Annotated in this window: 24 protein-coding genes; 12 read left to right on the forward strand and 12 right to left on the reverse strand. The window is 34.0% G+C overall.

Annotation, left to right across the window (positions count from 1 at the left end; translation table 11 throughout):
* The first annotated feature begins 2 nt into the window (after positions 1 to 2).
* Together OZP15_RS04410 and tsaB are read left to right on the forward strand one after the other, a co-directional pair.
* Positions 3 to 1,292 carry an efflux RND transporter periplasmic adaptor subunit gene (locus OZP15_RS04410; RefSeq protein WP_281337123.1) on the forward strand — a complete coding sequence of 430 codons (1,290 nt, stop codon included), beginning with the start codon at positions 3 to 5 and terminating at the stop codon, positions 1,290 to 1,292.
* A gap of 109 nt (positions 1,293 to 1,401) precedes the next feature.
* Positions 1,402 to 2,070 carry a tRNA (adenosine(37)-N6)-threonylcarbamoyltransferase complex dimerization subunit type 1 TsaB gene (gene tsaB / locus OZP15_RS04415; RefSeq protein ID WP_281337124.1) on the forward strand — a complete coding sequence of 223 codons (669 nt, stop codon included), beginning with the start codon at positions 1,402 to 1,404 and terminating at the stop codon, positions 2,068 to 2,070.
* A gap of 95 nt (positions 2,071 to 2,165) precedes the next feature.
* Here tsaB and OZP15_RS04420 read toward each other — a convergent pair whose 3' ends face one another.
* The 3 genes from OZP15_RS04420 to OZP15_RS04430 form a co-directional block, all read right to left on the reverse strand.
* The gene (locus OZP15_RS04420; protein ID WP_269227281.1) at positions 2,166 to 2,708 is read right to left on the reverse strand and encodes a DUF4377 domain-containing protein; all 543 of its coding nucleotides are present in this window, start codon (positions 2,706 to 2,708) and stop codon (positions 2,166 to 2,168) included.
* Between the two features lie 220 nt (positions 2,709 to 2,928).
* Entirely contained in the window at positions 2,929 to 3,747 is an 819-nt protein-coding gene (locus tag OZP15_RS04425) for a mechanosensitive ion channel family protein (RefSeq protein WP_269227282.1), read from the reverse strand.
* Positions 3,748 to 3,768: 21 nt separating this feature from the next.
* The gene (locus OZP15_RS04430) at positions 3,769 to 4,668 is read right to left on the reverse strand and encodes a NifU family protein (protein WP_269227283.1); all 900 of its coding nucleotides are present in this window, start codon (positions 4,666 to 4,668) and stop codon (positions 3,769 to 3,771) included.
* 161 nt (positions 4,669 to 4,829) lie between these two features.
* On the opposite strand from OZP15_RS04430, the gene OZP15_RS04435 reads away from it, so the two are divergent.
* Together OZP15_RS04435 and OZP15_RS04440 are read left to right on the forward strand one after the other, a co-directional pair.
* Positions 4,830 to 5,798 (forward strand): PorP/SprF family type IX secretion system membrane protein, encoded by a 969-nt coding sequence (locus tag OZP15_RS04435; RefSeq protein ID WP_269227284.1) that lies wholly within the window; start codon positions 4,830 to 4,832, stop codon positions 5,796 to 5,798.
* A gap of 8 nt (positions 5,799 to 5,806) precedes the next feature.
* Positions 5,807 to 6,325, forward strand: a complete 519-nt coding sequence (locus tag OZP15_RS04440) for a gamma carbonic anhydrase family protein (RefSeq protein ID WP_269227285.1) — start codon at positions 5,807 to 5,809, stop codon at positions 6,323 to 6,325.
* 3 nt (positions 6,326 to 6,328) lie between these two features.
* Here OZP15_RS04440 and murI read toward each other — a convergent pair whose 3' ends face one another.
* The 8 genes from murI to OZP15_RS04480 all read right to left on the reverse strand — a co-directional run bounded on the left by murI (position 6,329) and on the right by OZP15_RS04480 (position 14,962).
* On the reverse strand, positions 6,329 to 7,102 hold the full coding sequence (murI, locus tag OZP15_RS04445; RefSeq protein ID WP_269227286.1) for a glutamate racemase: 774 nt from the start codon (positions 7,100 to 7,102) through the stop codon (positions 6,329 to 6,331).
* A 199-nt stretch (positions 7,103 to 7,301) separates the two neighbouring features.
* Positions 7,302 to 7,802, reverse strand: a complete 501-nt coding sequence (locus OZP15_RS04450) for an OmpH/Skp family outer membrane protein (protein WP_269227287.1) — start codon at positions 7,800 to 7,802, stop codon at positions 7,302 to 7,304.
* A 33-nt stretch (positions 7,803 to 7,835) separates the two neighbouring features.
* Complete coding sequence (locus tag OZP15_RS04455; protein WP_349293291.1) at positions 7,836 to 9,059, reverse strand: OmpH/Skp family outer membrane protein; 1,224 nt, start codon at positions 9,057 to 9,059, stop codon at positions 7,836 to 7,838.
* Positions 9,060 to 9,094: 35 nt separating this feature from the next.
* Positions 9,095 to 11,851 (reverse strand): outer membrane protein assembly factor BamA, encoded by a 2,757-nt coding sequence (gene bamA / locus OZP15_RS04460; protein ID WP_281337125.1) that lies wholly within the window; start codon positions 11,849 to 11,851, stop codon positions 9,095 to 9,097.
* The gene (gene uppS / locus OZP15_RS04465) at positions 11,784 to 12,524 is read right to left on the reverse strand and encodes an undecaprenyl pyrophosphate synthase (RefSeq protein ID WP_269227867.1); all 741 of its coding nucleotides are present in this window, start codon (positions 12,522 to 12,524) and stop codon (positions 11,784 to 11,786) included. The genes bamA and uppS overlap by 68 nt, the downstream gene beginning before the upstream one ends.
* A gap of 2 nt (positions 12,525 to 12,526) precedes the next feature.
* Positions 12,527 to 13,201, reverse strand: a complete 675-nt coding sequence (gene porG / locus OZP15_RS04470) for a type IX secretion system protein PorG (protein ID WP_269227288.1) — start codon at positions 13,199 to 13,201, stop codon at positions 12,527 to 12,529.
* 172 nt (positions 13,202 to 13,373) lie between these two features.
* Positions 13,374 to 14,258 carry an NAD kinase gene (locus tag OZP15_RS04475; protein WP_269227289.1) on the reverse strand — a complete coding sequence of 295 codons (885 nt, stop codon included), beginning with the start codon at positions 14,256 to 14,258 and terminating at the stop codon, positions 13,374 to 13,376.
* Positions 14,259 to 14,302: 44 nt separating this feature from the next.
* Positions 14,303 to 14,962: a CBS domain-containing protein gene (locus OZP15_RS04480; protein WP_269227290.1), complete on the reverse strand. Its 660-nt coding sequence runs from the start codon at positions 14,960 to 14,962 to the stop codon at positions 14,303 to 14,305.
* Between the two features lie 109 nt (positions 14,963 to 15,071).
* Here OZP15_RS04480 and OZP15_RS04485 point away from each other — a divergent pair, with 109 nt between their 5' ends.
* The 8 genes from OZP15_RS04485 (at position 15,072) to serB (ending at position 23,302) form a co-directional block, all read left to right on the forward strand.
* Entirely contained in the window at positions 15,072 to 15,785 is a 714-nt protein-coding gene (locus tag OZP15_RS04485; RefSeq protein ID WP_269227291.1) for a pyridoxine 5'-phosphate synthase, read from the forward strand.
* 96 nt (positions 15,786 to 15,881) lie between these two features.
* Positions 15,882 to 16,643 carry an alpha/beta fold hydrolase gene (locus OZP15_RS04490; RefSeq protein ID WP_269227292.1) on the forward strand — a complete coding sequence of 254 codons (762 nt, stop codon included), beginning with the start codon at positions 15,882 to 15,884 and terminating at the stop codon, positions 16,641 to 16,643.
* Positions 16,644 to 16,670: 27 nt separating this feature from the next.
* Positions 16,671 to 17,015 carry a phage holin family protein gene (locus OZP15_RS04495; protein WP_269227293.1) on the forward strand — a complete coding sequence of 115 codons (345 nt, stop codon included), beginning with the start codon at positions 16,671 to 16,673 and terminating at the stop codon, positions 17,013 to 17,015.
* A 121-nt stretch (positions 17,016 to 17,136) separates the two neighbouring features.
* A complete protein-coding gene (locus tag OZP15_RS04500) occupies positions 17,137 to 18,462 on the forward strand; it encodes a trigger factor (RefSeq protein ID WP_281337126.1) in 1,326 nt (441 codons plus the stop codon).
* A gap of 232 nt (positions 18,463 to 18,694) precedes the next feature.
* Positions 18,695 to 19,366: an ATP-dependent Clp endopeptidase proteolytic subunit ClpP gene (clpP, locus tag OZP15_RS04505; RefSeq protein WP_269227294.1), complete on the forward strand. Its 672-nt coding sequence runs from the start codon at positions 18,695 to 18,697 to the stop codon at positions 19,364 to 19,366.
* Positions 19,367 to 19,442: 76 nt separating this feature from the next.
* Entirely contained in the window at positions 19,443 to 20,678 is a 1,236-nt protein-coding gene (gene clpX / locus OZP15_RS04510) for an ATP-dependent Clp protease ATP-binding subunit ClpX (protein ID WP_281337127.1), read from the forward strand.
* A gap of 93 nt (positions 20,679 to 20,771) precedes the next feature.
* Positions 20,772 to 21,821 carry a Fic family protein gene (locus OZP15_RS04515; protein WP_269227295.1) on the forward strand — a complete coding sequence of 350 codons (1,050 nt, stop codon included), beginning with the start codon at positions 20,772 to 20,774 and terminating at the stop codon, positions 21,819 to 21,821.
* Positions 21,822 to 22,066: 245 nt separating this feature from the next.
* The gene (serB, locus tag OZP15_RS04520) at positions 22,067 to 23,302 is read left to right on the forward strand and encodes a phosphoserine phosphatase SerB (RefSeq protein WP_281337128.1); all 1,236 of its coding nucleotides are present in this window, start codon (positions 22,067 to 22,069) and stop codon (positions 23,300 to 23,302) included.
* A gap of 130 nt (positions 23,303 to 23,432) precedes the next feature.
* Here serB and OZP15_RS04525 read toward each other — a convergent pair whose 3' ends face one another.
* Positions 23,433 to 23,948 carry a GNAT family N-acetyltransferase gene (locus tag OZP15_RS04525; protein ID WP_269227296.1) on the reverse strand — a complete coding sequence of 172 codons (516 nt, stop codon included), beginning with the start codon at positions 23,946 to 23,948 and terminating at the stop codon, positions 23,433 to 23,435.
* Positions 23,949 to 24,021: the final 73 nt, after the last annotated feature.

Raw genomic sequence — 24,021 nt, forward strand, 5'->3', positions numbered from 1 at the left:
TTATGTCTAAAAAAACTATTTATATATTAGTAGGTGCTGCGATTGCCATTATAGGATTATTGATTGTACTTTCAAAAACAGGAGTTATTGGCGATAAAGACAAAGGGAAATCAGTAGAAATTGCCAATGTCAATGCCACAACAATTGTTGAAACCGTTTCGGCAACCGGAAAAATCCAACCCGAAATTGAAGTGAAAATTTCTTCGGAAGTTTCAGGCGAAATTATTGCCTTGAATGTCAAAGAAGGACAAGTAGTCAAAAAAGGCGATTTGTTGGTTAAGATAAACCCTGATTTATATACTTCGGGTTACAATCGTACACTTTCTAATTTATCAGGAACCAAAGCAGGTTTGAGTCAAGCCGATGCTTCGTTTAAAGAGGCTAAAGCCAATTATGAAAGAAACAAAACCTTATTCGAAAAAGGAATTATTTCTAAATCGGATTGGGATAAAGCAATTTCTTCATTTGAAGTGGCAAAAGCCAATAAACAATCCGCTTATTTCAGTGTGCAAAGTGCTTCAGCAACGGTTAATGAAGCCAAAGACAATTTGGGTCGAACCACTATTTATGCACCAGCCGATGGAACGATTTCAGTACTGAATGTTGAATTGGGTGAAAGAGTTTTAGGAACGCAACAAATGGCAGGAACCGAATTACTTCGCGTAGCCAATTTGAACAACATGGAAGTTGAAGTAGATGTAAACGAAAATGACATTGTAAAAATAAAAGTAGGCGACGAAGCCAATGTGGAAGTGGATGCTTATTTGAAAAAACAATTCAAAGGAACGGTAACGAGTATTTCCAACTCGGCTAGTTCTACTTTGACAGCGGATCAAGTGACTAATTTTAAAGTAAAAGTTAGAATTCTGAAAGAATCCTACCAAGATTTATTGGAAGGAAAACCAGCCACTTATTCGCCATTCAGACCTGGAATGACTGCAACCGTGGATATAATTACTAAAACCAAATCGAATGTTTTGGCAGTGCCAATAAGTTCGGTTGTAGTAAAATCGGACACTACAGCGGTTAAAGATTTTAAAGTGGAAGACAAAGAGGAAAAAAATAAAGCGCCTGCTCCAAAAAGTGATAAAAAACTAGAATGTGTGTTTGTGAAAGTAGGTGATAAAGCCAAAATCCGAATCATCAAAACTGGAATTCAAGACGACACTAATATTGAAGTACTTTCTGGACTCAAAAAAGGCGATGTCGTCATCACTGGCCCATACACAACTGTTTCAAAAGAATTGAATTCTGGAGATAAAGTCACTCTGGAAAAAGAAGAGAAGAAGTAGTGTTCAGTTTGCAGTAACCAGTATTCAGATTTCAGTTTGCAGTAATTAGCAAACAAGTTGTAAGTTTCAAAAGAAACTCATAATTCATAACTCATAATTCATAATTATTTTGTCCTACATTTTAAACATCGAAACCGCGACCAAGAATTGTTCTGTTGCATTAGCAAAAGAAGGAACAACTATTTTATGCAAAGAAATTGCCGAAGAAGGCTATTCTCACGCAGAACGTTTGCACGTTTTTATAGAAGAAATTATCAAAGAATCGGGGATTACTTTTCAAGAAGTAGTAGCTATTGCCGTCAGTCAAGGGCCAGGTTCTTATACAGGATTACGCATAGGAGTTTCTGCGGCTAAAGGCTTGTGTTATGCTTTGGGCGTTCCGTTAATTGCGGTAGATACTTTACAGGTTTTAGCTTCGCAAGCCAAGGTTTCTGATGGATTGATAATTCCAATGCTAGACGCAAGACGAATGGAAGTCTATAGTGCTATTTTTTCGCCAACATTCGAAACTAAAAGAGCTGTTCAAGCGGAAATTATCACTGAAAACTCTTTCGAAGATTTCCAAGAAACCCTTTGTTTCGTAGGCGATTGTGCAGAAAAATGTAAAACAGTTCTAACAAAAGAAAACCATGTTTTTTTAGAAGAAATTAAATATCCATCAGCAAAAGAAATGAGTTTGTTGAGTTTCAAAAAATATCAAAAAAACGAAACAGTCGATGTTGCTTATTTTGAGCCTTATTATTTAAAGGATTTTATGATGACAGTTTCGAAGAAGTAATTGTCTATATTACAGAAGAATTTAATCAAGTAATTTATTAATTTAGAAGTAAAAACCTCGCAAACTGAGAGGTTTTTACTTTTGATTTAGCAGCTTTATTTTACATCAATCAACTGTATTTTAGTATTAGAAACTCTTTTGAATGTTCCAATTACAAAATTTTGATTCTGTATAGCAGCATCAAGTTTGTTGCATAGCGTATTGCAATCAATTTCAATTTGATCTAGTAATTGATAACCTGCTTTTTTTGTAACAAAACTTTCTCCATTTTTCTTTAAATCAATGTCAAATGGAGTTTCATTACTTACTTCTTGAATAGAATTAATTTTTAATAATTTATATTTCAATGAGCTACCGTCAGCAGGAGGATTTTTGATTTGTTCTACACTTACTGAAAGGTTATAAATTTTTCCAGGAACATAATTAAAACCTTCGATATTTTCATAAAATCTCTGCCAATTAGCTGTTCCAATAGCATTTCCTTCTTGAACGATTAAAGTCAAAACAGGACCTACGGCTACACCTGTGTTTTGATAATGATTAATTCGCATGTCAATAGTTTGTAATTTGTTTTCATCTTCATTGGAACAAGAGAATGAAATGACAATAGTAATTAAAAGTAGAATTAGTTTTTTCATAATTTATTTGTTAGCTGTTTTAAAGTAGATACTTGATTTTGCATTTGGTTGCGTTGGATTGTTGCTAATTTGTATAAAAATGAAAAATAATTTTATTGTAAGCAATATGAAATTTGTTTTTTGTGGTGTTTTATATCCTCTTTAAATTCAATAAATTATAATTTCTAACCAAAAAACCTCGCAATTTGCGAGGTTTTTTGTTATATTTTTCTTTGTAATATTACTTATTCTCCTCTTTCAAATAAGGTTGAATGGCAATTCCTGCAGCGTCAAAAGCTAATTTGCAACCCTCTAAAGTATCCGACGAAACTACTCCAAAATCAGCATTGGTTGCCCATGGTCTAACGGCTAATTGAATTGAACTGTCCGTCAATAATTTTACAGAAACTTCGGCTTCAGGTGTTTTTAGAACTTTTGGATTCTTGTTTAAAACTTCAGTTATTAAGTCTTTAGCCTTTTTGATATCCGTGTCATAAGAAATAGAAAAAGTCAAATCGGATCTGCGGATTCCTTCTAAAGAGTAATTGATAATCGTTCCGTTCGACAACGAACCATTTGGAATAAAAATCGTTTGATTGTTACTATTGATTAATTTCGTTACAAATATCTGTATTTCGCTTACGGTTCCTGAAACTCCCTGCGCTTCGATAGTATCACCTACTTTGAAGGGTTTGAAAAGAATAATCAACATTCCGCCAGCAAAATTAGATAGCGATCCTTGTAGTGACAAACCTACAGCAAGCCCAATGGCTCCAAGGATAGCAACAAAAGAAGAGGTTCCTATTCCTAATTTGTCGATAATAGTAACAAATAACAATACTCTTAAAACCCAAAGTAAAATATCAGCTAAAAATTTGGTCAGAGTAGGATCTAAATCCCTTTTGACCATGATTTTTCGAATCAATCTGTTAATTACACGAATGGTGTAAAGTCCAACAAAAAGAATAAAAAAGGCTGAAATTAATTTTGGTGAATAGTCAATAAATGTTTTGATGATAGTACCGGCATAACCAGTCAAATAGTTAGGATCTAGTGTCATTTGAATAAATAGTAATTTGTTTTATGCGTTTGCAGCTTCTACTTGAATGGCATTGTCATTCAACATGCTTTTGAGCATATTTTCGATACCACTTTTCAAAGTAAACGTAGAAGATGGACAACCACTACAAGCACCTTGAAGAATTACTTTTACCACTTTCGAATTTTCATCATACGATTCAAAAGCAATGTTTCCACCATCGGCTTGAACAGCTGGTTTTACATATTCTTCGAGTATGTTGATGATTTGTTGTGAAGTCACATCCAGATTGTCGAAGTTTTCGTTTTTGCTTTTTTCAGATTCAGTATGTGCTACAATCAAACTTTCGTCGAGAACAGTTCCGCCATTTTCGATAAATTGTTTGATAAAAGTTCGCACTTCTAATGTAATTTCTTGCCAGTCGTTGATTTCATATTTAGTCACCGAAATATAATTTTCGTCAATAAATATTTCTTTTACATAAGGGAATTTGAATAATTCTTGTGCCAAAGGAGAAGCAGCAGTCTCATCGATATTTTTAAATTCGACAGGGCTTTTGGTCAGCATTTTATTGACTACAAATTTCAAGGCTGATGGATTTGGAGTCGTTTCGCCATAAACCGTTACTGGCTGTTTTTTTGTTTTTTCGTCAGATGGAGTGATGATAATTCCACCATCGGCTATAAATTTTTCGATTTGTTCCGCTACAGCATCCTGAACGTCTTCCCATTCCACGATACTAAATCTTTCGATTCCGATGAAATTTCCAGAAATGTAAACCGTTTTTACAAAAGGTAAATAAAATAATTTTTGAGCCAACGGAGAATTCTTGGCTTCATCAATGTTTTTGAATTCAAAACTTTCGTTTTGGGTAATAAAATCTTCTAATTCAAACTTTAGAATAGTAGGGTTCTGTGTTTCTTTTATTGTTATTTTTGACATGATAGTATTATTTTTTTGCAAATTTAACGAAGTTATTTTCTACTAATACCTATATTTGATTTTTTAATGAATAAATTAACTTTATCGCTGTTTTGTTTGAGGTTTTAGTTCTTTTTTCACCGTTTACTAACCCCAAGTTTCATAAATATAATCCTTTTTTGATGTATCATAAAATTAAGTTTATCATAGTCCTTTTACTAGTTAGTCAGTTTTCTTTTTCGCAAGAGGGAATACCTGTTTATTCGGATTATTTATCGGATAATTATTACTTGATACATCCTTCGATGGCTGGTGCTGCAAATTGTGATAAAATCAGGGTTACTGCTCGCAAGCAATGGTTTGGGCAAGAAGATGCGCCTGCACTTCAAACGGCAAGCTACAATGGCAGAGTAGGGGAAAGATCAGGAGCTGGAATTATTCTTTTTAATGATAAAAACGGGTATCATTCGCAAAAAGGAATGAAGTTGACTTACGCACATCATTTGATGTTTTCTAGAGATGAGGTCGATTTGAACCAATTGTCTTTTGGAGTAAATGCTGGTTTTTTTCAAAGTCAATTGGATGAAACAGCTTTTTTGCAATCTGGCGATTGGGATCCTATTATCAATGGAACAATTGTTCAAAAAGATGCTTATTTTAATATAGATATTGGTGCATCTTATAACTTCTTGGATTTTTATGCCCATTTAACGGTTAAAAATGTGGTAGAAACGCGAAGAGAGATTTACACCGAATATGAGAGTGATAATTTAAGAAAGGTTTTGTTGAGTGGAGGTTATGTTTTTGGTGATTTAGACAGAATATTATGGGAGCCATCTGTACTGTTACAATATACAGATAAGACCAAAGAGAAAGCTATTGATCTTAATATAAAAGCCTATAAAAATCTAAATTTCGGAAAAGTTTGGGGTGCTTTATCGTATCGCCGAACTGGTTTTTCTGCTCAAAGTTTACAATACATTACGCCAATTATTGGAGTTAATATTGACAAGTTTATGTTGGCTTACACTTATTCTCATCTTAGGGGTAATGTCAATTTTGATACTGGTGGTTTTCATCAAATAACACTAGGAATTGATTTGTTTTGCAAACGAGAAAAATACGATTGTAATTGTCCAGCCATTAATTAATTTATCTAATGTTAATCAAATCATTAAACGGAAAAACGCCATCTATTCCTGAAGATTGCTATGTGGCTGAAAATGCAACTATTATTGGTGATGTTAGTTTCGGCAATTCTTGTAGTGTGTGGTTTAATGCTGTTATAAGAGGTGATGTCAATTTTATTCGTATTGGAAATAAAGTCAATATTCAAGACGGTGCGATTATTCATTGTACATATCAAAAGCATCCCACAATTATTGGAAATAATGTTTCTATAGGTCACAATGCCATGGTTCACGGCTGTGTGATTCATGACAATGTATTAATTGGAATGGGGGCTATTGTGATGGATAATTGTGTAGTCGAAAGTAATTCTATTATTGCAGCTGGTGCCGTTGTTACTCAAAACACGGTAGTCGAAGCAGGAAGTATTTATGCTGGTGTTCCTGCAAAGAAAGTAAAAGAAATTAGTCAATCTGATTTTGCTGGAGAAATTGAACGTATTGCTAATAACTATGTAATGTATTCAGGTTGGTATAAAACTGAAGAATGATTGCTAGAAATCTTTTTCCAAAACCTTGTATTGATTGCCTAAAATTTCCGAAAGTACTTTAGAATTGGAATTGGTGTAAAATACAGGTTCTCCATTTCTTTTCGATGAAAAGCCTACATTTTCTAAAACCTTTTGAGTTTGTCTAGCCACGGCTTCTCCTGAATCGATAATTTTGATGTGTTCTGGAAGTATTTTTTTGATTTGAGGAATCAAATAGGGGTAATGACTGCAACCCAAAACAAGATAATCAATATTAGCATCAATCATAGGAACGAGATAAGAATACAAAAGCTGTTTCATCTCCACCGAATCAATTTCTCCATTTTCAATGAGTTGTACTAATCCGTGACCGATTTGTTCTATTATTTTTATGTCTTGATACTTCTCGGCGGTTTTATTGAAAAGTTCACTGTTAAGCGTGCCTTTTGTAGCCAAGATTCCTATGGTCTGTGTTCTTGAATTTGTTGCTGCTGGTTTTATGGCGGGTTCTATTCCTATAAACGGAACATCATATTTTGCTCTTAATTCCAGAATAGCATTGGTTGTAGCAGTGTTGCAGGCAACAACAATTAATTTACAGTCCATTTCAAGCAGGAAGTCAGTGTTCTTCATGCTCAAAGCTACAATTTCGGCTTTTGATTTTTGACCATAAGGTGCATTTTTACTATCGGCCAAATAGATGGTTTTTTCGTTAGGAAGCAATTGATGAATGGCTGACCAAATGGATGTTCCTCCGATTCCCGAGTCAAATATTCCGATAGGTTTGTTGTTCTCCATAAGTATCAATTACGAATTAAAAATTACGAATTACGATGAAAATGAATCGATTGCGTTGTGCGAAGTGATTGATGAGTAATTGCAATTATTTAAAAACAAATTTAGGTACTAGCAGTTGATTTACCTAAAAATCGCAGCACAAAAAAACCGCTCGATTCCATATCTGGAGGAGCGGTTTTAAATAATTAGTTTAGGTTTATTAGAACCCTAAATCTTTTTTCACATCTGCAGTCAAGTTAGGACCATCAGCTAGCAAAAGTGTAGATCCGTCAAGAACATATTGAAAACCTTTAGCTTTACCTACTTTTTGAATAGAAAGTCTTACTTTTTCGTAGATTGGTTTTGTAATATCTTCTTGTTTTTGTTGCAATTCTTTTTGTGCATTTTGTCCAAATTCTTGGATTCTTTTTTGCATGTCTTGCACTTCTTTTTGACGTTCAGCATTTACAGCATCAGTTACTTTTGTAGCATCAGCATCGTATGTTTTTAATTTTGCTTGAAATTCTTCTGCCATTTTTTTATAATCTGCATCATAAGTAGCGCTCAATTTTTCTAATTGTTTTTGAGCATCCAGCATTGCAGGCATTTTTGTCATAATTTCACTTACATCAACATGTGCTGTTTTTGCTTGTGCATTCATAGTTTGGCTGGCTCCTAAAACTAGTATTGCAGCAATTAGTAAAGTTTTGATTTGTTTCATTGTTTTAAGTATTAATTAATTATTGGTTGTATTCTATTTTGTTGTTTTAACTTTTTCTTCGGCTGCTTTTTTGGCTGCTTCTCTTGCTTCTAGCACTTTTTGTTTTCTTTCTTCTAGTGCTTTTTTGCGATCTTCAATTATTTTTTTGCGTTCTTCTAATGTTTTTGCTCTTGCTTCTGCTTGTTTTTCTTTGGCTTCTTCTGCCGCTGTTTTTGTTGTGTCTTTAACTGTTTCGGTTGTTTTAGCCTCGGTCTTTGTTTCCTCTTTTACTGTACTTTCAGAAACCGTGCCAGTTTTTTTGGCTTCTCTATCAGCTAAAATTTGCTTTCTTTTTTCTTCCTGTGCTTTTTTGTTGTCTTCGGCAGCTTTTTTGCGTGCTTCGAGTATGGCAGCTCTTTCTTCTAATTGTTTTTGTCTAGCATCGGCGGCGGCTGTTTTTGCAGCTTCTTTTTGAACTGAATTGTCTGTTGTTACAGCTGTTTTAGCTGTGGTAACTGTTCCGTTTTTCTTGGCCTCTCTATCAGCAGCAATTTGTAATTTTCTTTCTTCTGCAGCTTGTTTTCTTTGTTCTTGAACTAGAATTCTATCGGCTATGATTTTGTCTCTAGCTGCTTTTTTAGCATCTAATGCTTTTTGTCTTTCTGCTAATCCTGGGTTTTCATCCAGTGCATCTTCTTTGGCTTCTCTTTCCTCTTCTTCTTTAAGCTGTTTTTTAGTGAGTTGTTCTCTTTTTTCGGTTCTATTTAAAACACGAATAATTTGGTCGCTAATATCAAATCTTTTGGCAGCAAATAGCATTGTTAAATCGGAAGTTTTGTCAAATATGAAATCGTATTTTTTGGCTTCGGCAATGTCTTGTACAGCGGTAAAAACTTGGTCTTGTATTGGTTTTGTTAAACCTGCTTTTTGAGTCATCAAATCGCCATTAGGACCAAAACGTTTTTGTTGGTACTCTAAATTTTCATTTTCAAGGAACGTGATTTCGGCAATTCTTTCTTCTATAAGACCTTTTGTTAATAAGGCTTTCTCTGCTTTTAGGGCTTCTTTTAATTTATTGATTTCATTTTTTTTGGCTTCAATTTCTTGCTTCCATTTTTGTGCTTTTTGTTCTAATTGGTTTTGAGCTTCGGTATAATCTGGAACGTTTTGTAAAATGTATTCCATATCGATATACCCCACTTTTGTGCCTTTAGTTTGTGCTTGAATCGAAGAAAATCCAATCAGGGATAAAAATAGAATTAAAAATTGTTTTTTCATAACTTTACTATATTAGAAAAATGTAGTGTCTGTTTTTAAAATTGTTGTCCAATGATAAAATGGGTTTCCCAGCCATTGGCTTTAGATCCAAGTGTTCCGTCGCCTTGTGGTAATCCATCAAAACCATAACCAAAATCAATTCCTAATAATCCAAAGGCAGGCATAAATACTCTCAATCCTACACCCGCTGAACGACTTAATGAAAATGGATTGTAGTTAGAGAATTTGTCAAAAGAGGAACCTGCTTCAAGGAAACTTAGTGCATAAATCGACGCTGCTGCTTTTAAGGTTATTGGATAACGCAATTCTAATGAATATTTGTTGTATATCGTTGCTCCAATTGGTTCTCCTAAACTATTTACAGGTGTTAAAGCACTGTTTGGGTATCCTCTCAAAGCAATGGTTTCTCTACCATCCATAGAAAAGTTTTGCATACCATCACCTCCTAAAAAGTATCTTTCAAACGGAATGTCGCCTCTGTCTTTGTTATAAGATCCCAAGAATCCGTATTCAACTAATGATCGAAGAACTAGTTTTCCATAGACTTTGGTGTACCAATCGGCTTTGAATTTGATTTTGTAATATTCTAACCAGTTGTATTTCTTTTGATCTACTTTTGCAGGGTCGGCTACTGCATCTTGGTAATTCGTAACACTGTTAGGTGTTGGGTTAGTGGTACTAGGTAAGCTTTCAAGATAATCGCCATTGTTTACCATTGTACCATTCGAACCTTCATATTGCGCTCCTGAATATACATATTTATATTCTTTTTGATTGCCTAAATTAGCATAATCTACTCCGTTAAACAAAGAGTAAGGCAAGGTGAATTTTCCAGTCAAACTGAATTCAGCACCATAAGTCGGGAAAATCGGGTTTACACCTTTGTTACTTCTAGTTAATCCTATAGTGTATGCCAAGTTTCTTGAGGCTCCATCTCCAAAGGTAAATAGGCCTGTGTTGTAATTGTGCAAATCATAGTGTTGATAACTGATAGTTTGAGATAATCCAAAATAATCATCAGGTACACTCAATCTTTTGTAAATTCCTGCTGATAATGTCAAGATATTAAAGCTTCTACTTTTATCAACTCTTTGGGTTCTAAAATCATTATAAAATTGACTTGTATAGGATATAGAAGTGTTTAATTGCACTGGTTTTTGTCTGCCAAACCATGGTTCAGAAAACGAGGCACTATAGGTTCTGTAAAAAGAACTGGCTTGCAATCGCAACGATACTTTTTGTCCGTCTCCCATCGGAAGTGGTTTGTAAGCTTCTTTTTTGAATAAATTTCTAGCCGAAAAATTGTTGAATGACAGTCCTAACGTTCCAATAAAACCACCACCGCCATAACCTCCTTGAAGTTCGATTTGGCTAGCTCCTTTTTCAGTCAAAGGATAATTAATATCTACTGTTCCTGCAGCTGCATCCACATTTTTGAACTGTGGCTCAATTGTTTCTGGGTCAAAAAATCCCAATTGTCCAATTTCACGAATGGTTCTTATTAATAATTCTTTGTTGTATTTTTCGCCTGGTTTGGTTCTTAATTCTCTATAAATTACATGGTCATTCGTTTTATCATTTCCGGTAACTGTAATTTTGTTGAAATAAGCAATAGGACCTTCGGTGATTCTAATTTCAAAATCGATAGAATCATTGGCTGTTCTGGTTTCTACAGTGTTGATGGTCGAGAATAAATACCCGTTGTTTTGGTATAAATTGGTAATATCTTCTCCATCAGGTTTTGTTTTGTCGGCAATTCTTTTTTCAAGAAGGACACCATTGTAAGTATCTCCTTTTTTGATGCCTAACATTGCTGAAAGTCCTTCATCTGAATAAACAGTGTTTCCAAGAAATTTGATGTTTCCAAAACGGTATTTGTTTCCTTCTTCAACTTTTACTTTTACCATCAAAGCTTTGGCATCTTTGTCATACGAAACAGTGTCTGATAGTATTCTAGCATCGCGGTATCCTTTTTCTTTGTAGGCTGCAATAACTTTATCCAAATCGTCTTTGTATTTTTCTTTGATGAATTTAGAGCTTTTGAGGGTTAGCAATTTTTTCTGTTTGGTATCTTTCATGGCACCACGCAAGGTTTTGTCATTCAATTCCTTGTTGCCTTCAAAATCAATTTCTTTGATTTTTATTTTTGAACCTTTGTCAATTTTTACCAACATGTTTACCATATTCACTTCTGCAGTGTCTATAACGGTATTGATGGTAACTTTGGTATTAAAAAAACCGTCTTTTTTATATTTATTTTCAATATAATTTTTGGTGGTTGTAATTAAGTTTTCGTTGACTACTTTGGTCTTGGTCAGTCCATTATCTTTAATTAAACCTTCCATTTTGCTTTTAGAAACTCCAACTATTTTTACTTCATTTAGTTTAGGAAGTTCTTCTACGTTCAAGTCAAGATAGATACTGTCATTTTCGATTCGGTTTACATAAAATGAAATTTCGTCAAATAAACCTAGTTTGCCTAATTTTTTTATAGCGTTACTAATTTCTTCGCCAGGAACTGTAATTTCTTGTCCTTTTTCAAGACCTGCAAAAGTGACTACGGTATTTTCGTTGAAACTGATTTTTCCAACTACATCTACTTTGGCTAAAATGTATTTTTTTCCTTGGTCAAAAGGAACTCTTTCTTGGGCTTTCATTTGGCTAAAACTACCAAGAATTAAAAGACCAAAAACTATTTTTATGCTTTTTTGTAACACTAAAAAATTATTTAATTTGTTCACTTGTTTTTCCAAATCTACGCTCTCTTTTTTGATAACTAATGATAGCCTCATACAAATCTTGTTCTTTAAAGTCTGGCCATAATACATCAGTAAAATATAATTCTGCGTAGGCTATTTGCCATAACAAAAAGTTACTTATTCTATGCTCTCCACTTGTTCGTATTAATAAATCTACCTCGGGTAAATTTTGCGTGTAAAGATGCTCATTTATAATTGAATCGTCAATAGAGTCTATTGAAATTATATTATTTTTAACTTTATCGCTTATGTTTCTTACAGCATTTACGATTTCCTCTCTAGCGCCATAACTTAAGGCTAATGTGAGGGTCATTTTAGTACTGTCTTTGGTCTTTTCTATAGCCTCAAATACTACTTTTCTAACCTTTTCTGGTAGTTTTTCTAAATTACCAATAGCGTTTAGCTTGATGTTGTTTTTTTGAAGCATTTTGATGTCCTTGGTCAAAGTCTTTACTAATATCTTCATTAGTATTTCGACTTCAATTTTGGGTCTGCTCCAGTTTTCGCTTGAAAAAGTATATAAAGTAAGATTTTCTATGCCTAAATTAGAACAGGTTTCTATGATGTCTTTTACGGATTGTGATCCGTTTTCATGACCCATAGCACGTAAATATCCTTGTTGTTTTGCCCAACGACCATTGCCATCCATGATAATAGCTAAATGCTTGGGTAAGTGGTTTGTGTCTATTTTTTCTAGTAAATTCATTTCTATTGTGCGCAATAGCAAGGTTTGTCTCCAAAGGTGTAGGTTAGCGTTACTCCCGAAAAAACATACCAATCATTGTTATTTAAGTTTCCAAATTTAGTAAATCTATTGTCTTCTGGATTGCTTCCGTCTAAATTATCGGTAAATGTATATCTAGCTCCAACTTCAATTCCTAATATAAAATGAGGTAAGACATTAGATTTTAATCCTAAAGTCATTGGGATTGCAAACGAACCTACATGTTTATCACCCCGATTTTCTCCAGGAACAACTGAAAAATCACGGTATCTCAAATAATTTAATCCAGAATGTACATAAGGTGTGATTTTAGCTTTGTAATCATGTAGATTAAAATCAAAAAAATTAAATTCGATTCCTGCCGAAGCTTCACTGATGCCTTTTCTAAAGGTATAGCCTCTTTGTTCTCTGCTGGGTTCATCTGAATTTGCATCATGACCAGTAATAAAAGCACCAGCCAAGGAAAAACGATAAGAAAGCCTCGGACTTTTGTTCCATTTGTATAAAAAACCAATGGCTGGATCGTTAGGGTTGATGTAAGTAGTTTCTCCTACATCACCTACATAATTGCTCCCGCCAACAAACACACCTAATTCATGAATTTGGGCATTGATAGTACAAAAAGACAATACGAAAAACAGGTTGAAAAGTTTATTCATTTAGTTAAAATTGCGTGCAAATATAATAATTATCGACACGAATCAATGCGCATTAGATTAAATGTGCTTTTTATTAAAAAAAATGACACTTAAAACGAACGAAATTATTGATTCGAAAACACTTAAACGAATAAAATAAAGGTATTCGTATTTTAAAAAATAAAAAAAAAAGTTAATTTCTTCGGTCTTCTCCCCAAAATAATTTGCCACGAAGTGTTTTCAAAAAAGTTTCATTAGGAATTTCAATCATATTGATTTGAAAAGGGGTTTTCTTTATGGTTAATATAGTTTCGTTTTTTACGGAAGTAATTCTAGAATCCAGCGAAACTAAATAATGTTCTTCTCGCCCTGAAACTTTTAGTTTGATTTCGGTTTCATCAGGAATTACCAGTGGGCGTGCATTTAAGTTGTGAGGTGCAATGGGTGTCACTACAAGACTTTTTACATCTGGAGTTAAAATAGGTCCGCCACAACTCATGGAATATCCTGTAGATCCTGTTGGGGTTGCTATTATTAAACCGTCAGCCCAATACGAATTCAAAAATTCGTCGTTAAGATAGGTTTCTACCGTAATCATTGAGGTGGAATCTTTTCGACTCACTGAAATTTCGTTTAAAGCAAAATTAATTTCTTCAATAGCATCATTTTTCAGAGAAGTCGAAAGACTTAATAGTGTTCTTTTTGAAATGGTATATTTCTTTTCGATGATGAATTGCATGAATTCATCAATGTTTTCTTTTTGAACTGTTGCCAAAAATCCCAATCGTCCAGCATTTATTCCTAAAATAGGAACACCAGAATCACGAACCAATGCAGCAGCCCGCAAGATTGTTCCGTCACCGCCAATGCTGATAAGCATATCAAAACTACTGTCTAATTCGGTGTGAGATGAAAATGTTTTGTATTCTTTATCGATGATTTTTTTTTCGTACAAAACGCTTAAAAAATAGGATTCGATAACCATTTCGACATTGTTATTGGTGAAAAATTCAAAAATGTCGTTTATAATAGGTTCGGTGCTATTAAGATAGTATTTTCCGTAAATGGCTACTTTCATTTTCTGTGTAATTTTCTCCCTCTCTAAAGGGGTGTGGTGAGGCTTTATATATTAAGGTATTTGTCTAGATAATCCGATCGTTCTTTTAAAGTGGTAATATAGCTATCTTCATTATGGTCTGATATTATTTCGTAATCATATCTTCTAAAGGCTTGAATGATTTCGTTTACTGGTCCAATGCTTATTTTTAGTGTTATTTCAATGCTGTCTGCATCGGTTGCTGATACAAATAACCCTAATAATTTTCCATCGTTGCTTTCTACAATTTGGGAAATTTGACTTGCTGAATAATCAATGTCTTTTTTTCTGATAATAATAATTTTTCCTTGTTCGCTCAAAAAAGGAGTTTCATTAAAAAATTTAATGATGTCACTCATTTCATAATACCCAATGTATTTGTTCTTTTCGTCTAAAACGGGAATTAAATTAGTGTTGTTTTTGGCAAAAACTTCCAAAACATCAAGCCAAATCATGTTGTTTCTGGCAAAAAAACCTTCTAGGGAGTATTTGTAATCAGATACTTTTTTGTTGCTATCAAAAGTTTCAATATCATTCGAAGCGATGCTGCCAATGTATATTTCTTCTTCAATTATGGGAAAATGAGAAAAAGTCAAATCATCAAAAAATTCTTGAACCGCCCCGATAGTTTCTTGGCTGTCAATTGCTTTAAAATCATTGGTAATATAGTTTGTGATTTCAGTCATAATCCTTCTAAAATATTTCTTGCAAAATAATCAAAAATATGCAAAACAGCTAGGTTTACTTTGTATTTTTGCATTTCAAGTTTTACAAATATTCTTAAATAGTTTTCTAATGACAAAGTTAAGTGTAAATATTAACAAAATAGCAACTTTACGCAACGCTCGTGGCGGAAATGTACCTGATTTATTAAAAGTAGCCGCCGATATTCAAAAATTTGGGGGTCAAGGAATTACAATTCATCCAAGACCAGACGAAAGACACATTCGCTATCAGGATGCTCGTGATTTGAAAGCTATTGTTTGCACTGAATATAATATTGAGGGAAATCCGCAACATAATTTTATCGATTTGGTGTTGGAATGTAAACCAGAACAAGTGACTTTAGTTCCTGATGCTATTGGAGCAATTACTTCTTCAGCTGGTTGGGATACTGTGAAAAATCAAGCCTATTTAGCCGAAGTGATTCAGGAATTTCAACGCAACGGAATCCGAACTTCTATTTTTGTAGATCCCATTGCTGAAATGATTGAAGGCGCTAAAAAAACAGGAACAGATAGAATTGAATTGTACACCGAAGCTTTTGCGCATCAATACAGTTTAGGAAACAAAAACGGAATAGATCCTTATGTGAAATCGGCAATTTTGGCTAATGAATTGGAATTAGGAATCAATGCGGGTCACGATTTGAGTTTAGATAATATTCAGTTTTTTAAACAAAATATACCTGGTTTATTAGAAGTTTCTATTGGTCATGCCTTGATTGCGGAAGCTTTGTATCTCGGATTGGAGAATGTAGTGAATATGTATTTGCAAAAACTGAAATAAATCAACCATATAAGTTATATAAGTTCATTTAAGATTTTAAATATCCCAAACTTAAATGAACTTATATGACTTATATGGTAAAAAAATATAATCTAAATGTTGTACTCAAAAATAGAAGGCGAGGGCAAGCCACTTTTAATCATTCATGGATTTCTAGGAATGTCTGACAATTGGAAAACAATGGGAACGCAATTTGCTACCGATGGATTTCAGGCGCATTTATTGGATTTGCGCAATCATGGTAAAAGTTTTCATTCGGATGAGTTCAATTACGAACTAATGGCTCAAGATGTTTTGGATTATTGCCAAGCTAATAATCTCGAAAAAGTTAGCATAATTGGACATTCGATGGGAGGGAAAACAGCCATGCTTTTTGCAACAAAATATCCCGCAATGGTCGAAAAATTAATAGTTGCTGATATTGGTCCAAAATTTTATCCGCAACACCATCAAGTTATTTTTGATGCGTTGAATGCGGTCGATTTTTCTAAAAAACCAAGTCGAAATGAAGTCGAAGCAATTATGTCGCAATACATCACCGATTTTGGAACCCGACAATTTCTATTAAAAAGTTTGTACTGGCAAGAGCCAGGACAATTAGCCTTCCGCTTTAATTTAGCAGTTTTTAATGCTAATAAAGACGAAATAGGAAAACCACTTCCCGAAAATGCGATTTTCAATAATCCAACACTTTTTATTCGTGGCGGCAATTCGAATTATATTTTAGATGAAGATTTCGAGAATATTCAACAGCATTTTCCAGATTCAAAACTAGAAACTATCCCGAATGTTGGGCATTGGCTTCACGCCGAAAACCCAAAACTCTTTTATGAAATATCGAGTTCGTTTTTGAAATAATTATTATACATTTGAAATAAAAAGACTATGAAACTACTTATCCGAATTATTATCACATCAATTTTAGTGTTGCTTATTGCTCATTTTATGACTGGTGTTCATATCAAAGATTTTGTTACTGCGCTACTTGTTGCGGTTGTTTTAGGATTGCTTAACTTGTTTATAAAACCAATATTTGTAGTATTGACACTGCCTTTTACCATTTTTACATTGGGCTTGTTTTTACTGGTGATTAATGCTATAATTATTTTGTTATGCACCTATATTGTTGGCGGATTTAAGGTTGATTCCTTTTTTACGGCACTGATTTTCAGTGTGGTATTGTCGTTGTCGCAGTCCATTTTATTTGCTATTGTAGGTAAAGATAAATAGAAAAATAAAGGGAATTGAGGGGCAAATAAGCGACTAAAATTCAATAGATTAAAAACTTGTTTGGGTTGTAAAATTTTTATAATTTTGCGACCCAATTTTATTATGTAAATAAACGAAGAAGATGGATATTAAAAGAGTAGCAGTAGACGCAGTAAACGAAACAATTGTAATGACAGTTGTTCACATGGATTACAAAGGTCAAGTAGCCAAAAGAATAAACGAAAAAATGCCTTTGGCACAAGTAAAAGGTTTTAGAAAAGGAGCTGTGCCTAAAGATCTTGTTGAAAAACAATATGGTAGAGAAATTAAGAAAGAAGAAGTTAAAAAAGTAGTTGATTTAGCTTTAGAGCGTTACATTCAATCGGAAAGATTAAATCTTTTGGGAACTCCTTTAGCTAAAGAAAATGAAGAATTAGATTGGTCAGCAGAAGAATTGACTTTCGAGTTTGAAATCGGTTTGGTGCCTAATTTCGAAATTGATTTAGATGCTAAAAATGACATCGTAAAATATGTAGTTACGGCCGATGATAAATTAATCGACGGACAAGTGGAGCGCATCCAAAAACAATTTGGAAATGCAATTCCTCAAGAAGTGGTTGTTGAAGGATCTGATATTAAAGGTATTTTTACTAATGAAGCAGAAGGAATCGGAAACGAAACTACTATTTCATTATCAGTTTTCAAAGACAAAGCTACTGCTGATAAATTTATTGGTAAAAAAGTAGGTGATGTTGTAACGGTAAACACAAGTGGTTTATTCGAAGACGATCATCAATTGATGGATTATTTGAAAGTAGGTCACGATAACGTTCACGGTTTAGCAATTGATGTTGATTTCACTATCGAAGCCATTACTGTTTCAGAGCCAGCGGAATTGAACCAAGAATTATTTGACAAATTATTTGGCGCTGGAAATGTAGCTTCACTAGAAGACTTGAAAGCAAAAATCAAAGAAGATGCCGAGTCTCAATTTGCTCAACAAGCGGATCAAAAATTATTAGGTGATGTAACGGAGTTTTTAATCGAAAACACCAAATTCGATTTACCAGCTGAATTCCTTAAAAAATGGTTGCAAACTGTAGGTGAAAAAAAATTATCTCCAGAAGAAGCTGAAGTAGAATATGCGCGTTCTGAAAAAGGATTGCGTTTTCAATTGATAGAAGGAAAAGCATTGGCTCAAAATGACATCAAAATCACTTTTGACGATTTGAAAACTTTTACTTCAAAAAACATCCGTCAGCAAATGGCACAATTCGGGCAAACTAATCCTACTGACGAAGAAGTTCAAGGAATTGTAGCAAGAGTTTTGTCTAATCAAGAAGAAGTGAAAAGACTTTCAGACCAAGTAGTTGCAGAAAAATTATTGGAAATCTTCAAAGAGAAAGCAAATCCAACAACTAAAGAAGTGACTTACGAAGAATTTATTGCTGCGTCTTACGGAGAATAATTTGGAAAGTTGGGAGATTGAAGTGGGAAGTTTGAAGTCGAGAGTTTATTGGATTAAGTCCAAAAAATTCAAATAACTTTATGATTTTTTTACAAAGTCTAAACCATAAAAAATAGTTATATTTGAGCGTCAAAAATATTTTTTTGGCGCTCTTTTGTTTGAATCGTTTAGGGTTAAATAATTATAAACCATTAAACCATTTTAAGCTTTTAAACTTTTAAACTTTTAAAAAATGAACTACGGTAAAGAATTTAAAAAATTTGCTACAAAACACCAAGGTGTAAACGCAATGTACTACGACAAAATCGTAGCGGCAATGAATCCAACTAATATGACCCCTTATATTATTGAAGAGCGTCAGTTGAATATTTCTCAATTGGATGTTTTTTCAAGATTGATGATGGACAGAATTATCTTCTTGGGAACAGGAATCGATGATCAAATTGCCAACATCGTTCAAGCGCAGTTATTATTTTTGGAAAGTGCCGATGCTTCTAAAGACATTCAAATTTACTTGAATTCTCCAGGAGGAAGCGTTTACGCAGGATTGGGAATTTATGATACCATGCAATACATCAAACCAGATGTAGCTACCATTTGTACAGGAATGGCAGCTTCTATGGGAGCAGTGCTGTTATGTGCTGGAGCAGCTGGAAAACGTTCAGCATTGCCGCATTCAAGAGTAATGATTCACCAACCATCAGGCGGAGCACAAGGTGTGGCGACTGATATGGAAATCAACTTGCGTGAAATGTTGAAACTAAAAGATGAATTGTACCATATTATTTCACAACATTCAGGACAAACTTTTGATAAAGTACATAAAGACAGCGAGCGCGATTATTGGATGATTGCTGACGAAGCCAAAGAATACGGAATGATTGATGAAGTGTTAAGAAGATAAATTAAAGTTAGAGGTTAGAAGTTAGAGGTACGATTGGGACTTCTAACTTCTAACTTCTGACCTCCAACCTCAAAAGATGGCAAAACCAAAATTAGAATGTTCATTCTGTGGAAGAAAAAAACCAGAAACCAGTTTGCTGATTGCTGGAATTGATGCGCACATTTGTGATAAATGTATCGAACAAGCCCACGGAATTGTATTAGAAGAATTAAAATCAAGCGGCAAAGCAAATCATTTGCCAACCGACTTGGTATTGAGAAAACCAAAAGAAATCAGGGCTTTCCTAGATCAATATGTTATTGGTCAGGATCAAACCAAAAAAGTAATGTCGGTGGCGGTTTACAATCACTACAAACGTTTGATGCAACAAGAATTGCACGACGAGGTAGAGATTGAAAAAAGCAATATCATCATGGTAGGTCAAACTGGAACTGGGAAAACATTGGTGGCTAAAACCATTGCTAAAATGTTAGACGTTCCTTTGGCGATTGTTGATGCAACGGTATTAACAGAAGCTGGTTATGTGGGAGAAGATGTCGAAAGTATTTTGACGCGTCTTTTGCAGGCTGCTGATTATGATGTAACCAAAGCTGAAAGAGGAATTGTTTTCATTGATGAAATTGATAAAATTGCTCGCAAAAGCGACAATCCATCCATCACTCGTGATGTATCAGGAGAAGGGGTGCAACAGGCTTTATTGAAATTATTGGAAGGAACGGTTGTCAATGTTCCACCAAAAGGAGGAAGAAAACATCCAGACCAAAAATTTGTTGAGGTAAACACCCAAAACATTTTGTTTATCGCTGGTGGTGCATTTGATGGAGTAGAACGTATAATTTCTAAACGTTTGAACCGTCAAGCGGTTGGTTATTCGACTTCTAAAAATGCTGACAATATAGATAAAGATAATTTACTACAATATATTATTCCAAAAGACATCAAAGATTTTGGATTGATTCCGGAGATTATTGGTCGTTTACCAGTTTTAACGCACATGGATCCTTTGGACAGAGCCACTTTGAGAGCGATTTTGACCCAACCTAAAAATGCTTTAATCAAACAATATCAAAAGTTGTTTTTGATGGATGAGGTGGAATTCAATATCACAGACGAGGCCTTGGATTTCATTGTAGATAAGGCTTTGGAATACAAATTAGGAGCTCGTGGATTACGTTCGTTATGCGAAGCTATCTTGACCGATGCGATGTATGAATTGCCAAGTTCTGATGATAAAGTATTAGAAATCGACGTAGATTACGCCAAAGAAACTTTGAATAGAAATTTATTGAAACGATTAGAAATTGCTTCGTAATTCAATTTCAAGCTCAATAAAAAATGAAATAAAGCTCAAAAACGGATGTTTTTGAGCTTTATTCGTTAAATTTGTGAGCTCAAAGTGTTTTTTATGGCAAAGTTTAAATTAGATTTAGAAAAAGGAATACTGGATTATATCCAAAAGCATCCCAATAGTTCCTCAAGAGAAATTTATGATGGATTGGGAAATGTTGTAGCACTTGCGACCGTAAAAAGGACAATTGCAACATTATTAGATAAAAATTTTGTTACTACAATTGGAAAAGGAAAAGCTACGAAGTACTTTATTGGCAAAGGTTTAGATGTTTTATTTCCAATAGATGTAGCAGTTTATTTTGAAAAAGAGATTGATGAACGAGAAATAAAAGAAGGATTTAGCTTTGATCTTATCAAAGAAATATTGAGCGTAATTTCGCTGTTTACTGATGAGGAAATGGAAAAACTGTCCAATCTTCAAAATAGTTTCACAGAAAATACCTCAAGACTTACGAAAACCGAATATATTAAAGAGTTTGAGCGGTTAGCGATTGATTTGAGTTGGAAATCTTCTCAAATTGAGGGTAATACTTATTCTTTATTAGAAACTGAAAAATTATTAAAAGAAAAAGAAACGGCGTCAGGTAAGACTAAAGATGAGGCTGTTATGTTATTGAATCATAAAACCGCATTGGATTTTATTTTGGAGAATCCAGATTATGTAAATCCTCTTTCTGTTTCACGAATTGAAGATATTCACAGTTTGCTTATTGAAGGTTTGGGTATTGATAGAAACATTCGAAATCGAAGAGTTGGTATTTCAGGAACAAATTACAAACCTTTAGATAATGCCTTTCAAATAAAAGAAGCATTGGATGATATGTGTATTCTTATCAACAGTAGAGAAAATATTTTTGAGAAGGGATTATTGGCTTTGGTTTTACTTTCTTATATTCAACCTTTTTCTGATGGGAATAAGAGAACTGCAAGAATTATGAGCAATGCCATTTTAATTCATTATCAGTATTGTCCACTATCTTTTAGGACAGTTGATTCTATTGATTATAAAAAAGCGATGCTTGTTTTTTATGAGCAAAATAATATTAGTGTTTTTAAGAATATTTTTGTGGAGCAGTTTGAATTTGCAGTTAAAACGTATTTTTGATTTAAAACCTTAAATGGAATTTTATTGAAACGATTGGAAATTGCTTCGTAATTTTTAGTGAAATTACCTTTGTCAAAGTTTTAAAACTTTGACAAAGATTAAAGTTTATAGAATTTTAAACCCGACAGTTTTTAAAACCTGTCGGGTTTTTTGTTTTTTCTCTCTTTGTGAAAAAATGCAACATATCCTTTTTTATCTACAATAGATTGTCGATTTTTGCCCCTCGTAAATCAAAACCAATAAAAATGGCAACAGTAGATAAAGAGATTATTTTATTAAAAGTTTCTGGTCAGGACAAACCTGGGGTAACTGCGGGTTTAACATCGATATTAGCTACTTATGATGCCGTTATTTTGGATATAGGTCAAGCAGATATTCACGATACCTTGTCACTGGGAATTTTGTTTGAGATACAAGCAGGCTCTAGCTCGGCACCAGTGTTGAAAGATTTATTGTTCAAGGCGTATGAACTTGGAATCAAAGTAAAATTTATTCCAATCACTATTCCTGATTACGAAATTTGGGTCAAAGCACAAAGCAAGCAAAAGTATATTATCAATATTTTGGGCGAAAGACTGACTGCCGTGCAATTGGCAGCGGTAACCAAAATAATGTCCGATCAAGACTTGAATATCGATTCTATCACGCGATTAACGGGCAGAACTTCGGTGGTCGAGAAAGAAGAATATCCTCGTTCTTGCGTGCAATTATCCGTAACGGGTAATGTGGTCGATAAAACGATGATGACGGCTAATTTTATGGATATTTCTAGAGAATTAGACGTAGATATTTCGTTCCAAGAGGATAATATGTACCGAAGAAACCGCCGTTTGGTGTGTTTTGATATGGATTCTACTTTAATTCAAACGGAAGTAATTGATGAATTAGCAGAATTAGCTGGTGTAGGCGAACAAGTGAGAGCCATCACCGAATCAGCGATGAACGGCGAGATCGATTTTAGCGAAAGTTTCAAAAAACGTATGGCTTTGCTGGAAGGTTTGAGCGAAGAGGTACTGCATAATGTGGCGATTAATTTACCGATAACAAAAGGCGCTCACCGCTTGATGAAAGCTCTGAAATATTACGGTTATAAAACCGCTATTCTTTCTGGAGGGTTTACTTATTTTGGTCATTATTTGCAAAAAGAGTTAGGGATTGATTATGTTCACGCCAATGAATTGGAGATTATAGACGGTAAGTTGACCGGAAATTATATAGGCGAAATTGTAGATGGCGCAAAAAAAGCCGAATACCTACAAGCCATTGCCGAAAAAGAAGGCATTCACATCAACCAAACCATTGCTGTGGGAGATGGTGCCAATGATTTGCCAATGATAAACCTAGCAGGTTTAGGAATTGCTTTTCACGCCAAACCCAAAGTAAAAGAAAGTGCAGCGACTTCTATTTCTAGTTTAGGTCTTGATGGAGTTTTATATTTATTAGGCTATCACGACAGACATATTGATATGATGCAGGAGTAATTTTAGCTTCATTATAAAATCAAAAAAAGCTCAAAAAACAGATTTGTTTTTTGAGCTTTTTTGATTGAGATATTCTTGTTATAGTTCGTGTTTTACCTTCCTTAAAAGAGTAGAATAAATAATGTTTTACCTAAAATTTAGCCAGCACTTTTTCATACGCTTTTCTTTGTCCACCTCTAAAATAAACGTGACCGCAGAAACTGTAACCCATTTTTTCAAAGATTTTCATCATGGCAAAATTATCAAAATTGGTGTCTGCTTTTACGCTGTAGATGTTGTTCTGAAGGGCAAAATCTTCGATACAGCCCATTATTTTTTGAGCTAAACCTTTGCCCAAATACTTTTCGGAAATAGCCACTCGATGAAACACCACAAAATCTTCGTTAGTTAGCCAGTTTCCTTCAATTTTGGCATATTCAGGTTCGTCATTGATTAATACAGCACAATATCCTACGATGGATTCTCCGTCGGTCAACACAAATCCTGCTTCTTTTTCAATGTCTTTTTGCACCACTTCAATGTTTGGATAACCATCTTGCCATTGATTACTGCCGTTTTCTTTTCTTCGTAAAATCGCTTGTTCTAAAATCTCCCATATTGGAGTGATTTCAGTGGTTTTTGCTTTTCTGAAATGGTAATTGGTCATTGGGATTTGTGTTTTATCGAGTTATGATAACCTTTTGAAGTCAAAGAGATAATTTATTTTTTTGGTTTCTGCT

Origin of the sequence: Flavobacterium eburneipallidum (assembly GCF_027111355.2) — a bacterium.
Lineage (GTDB): Bacteria > Bacteroidota > Bacteroidia > Flavobacteriales > Flavobacteriaceae > Flavobacterium > Flavobacterium eburneipallidum.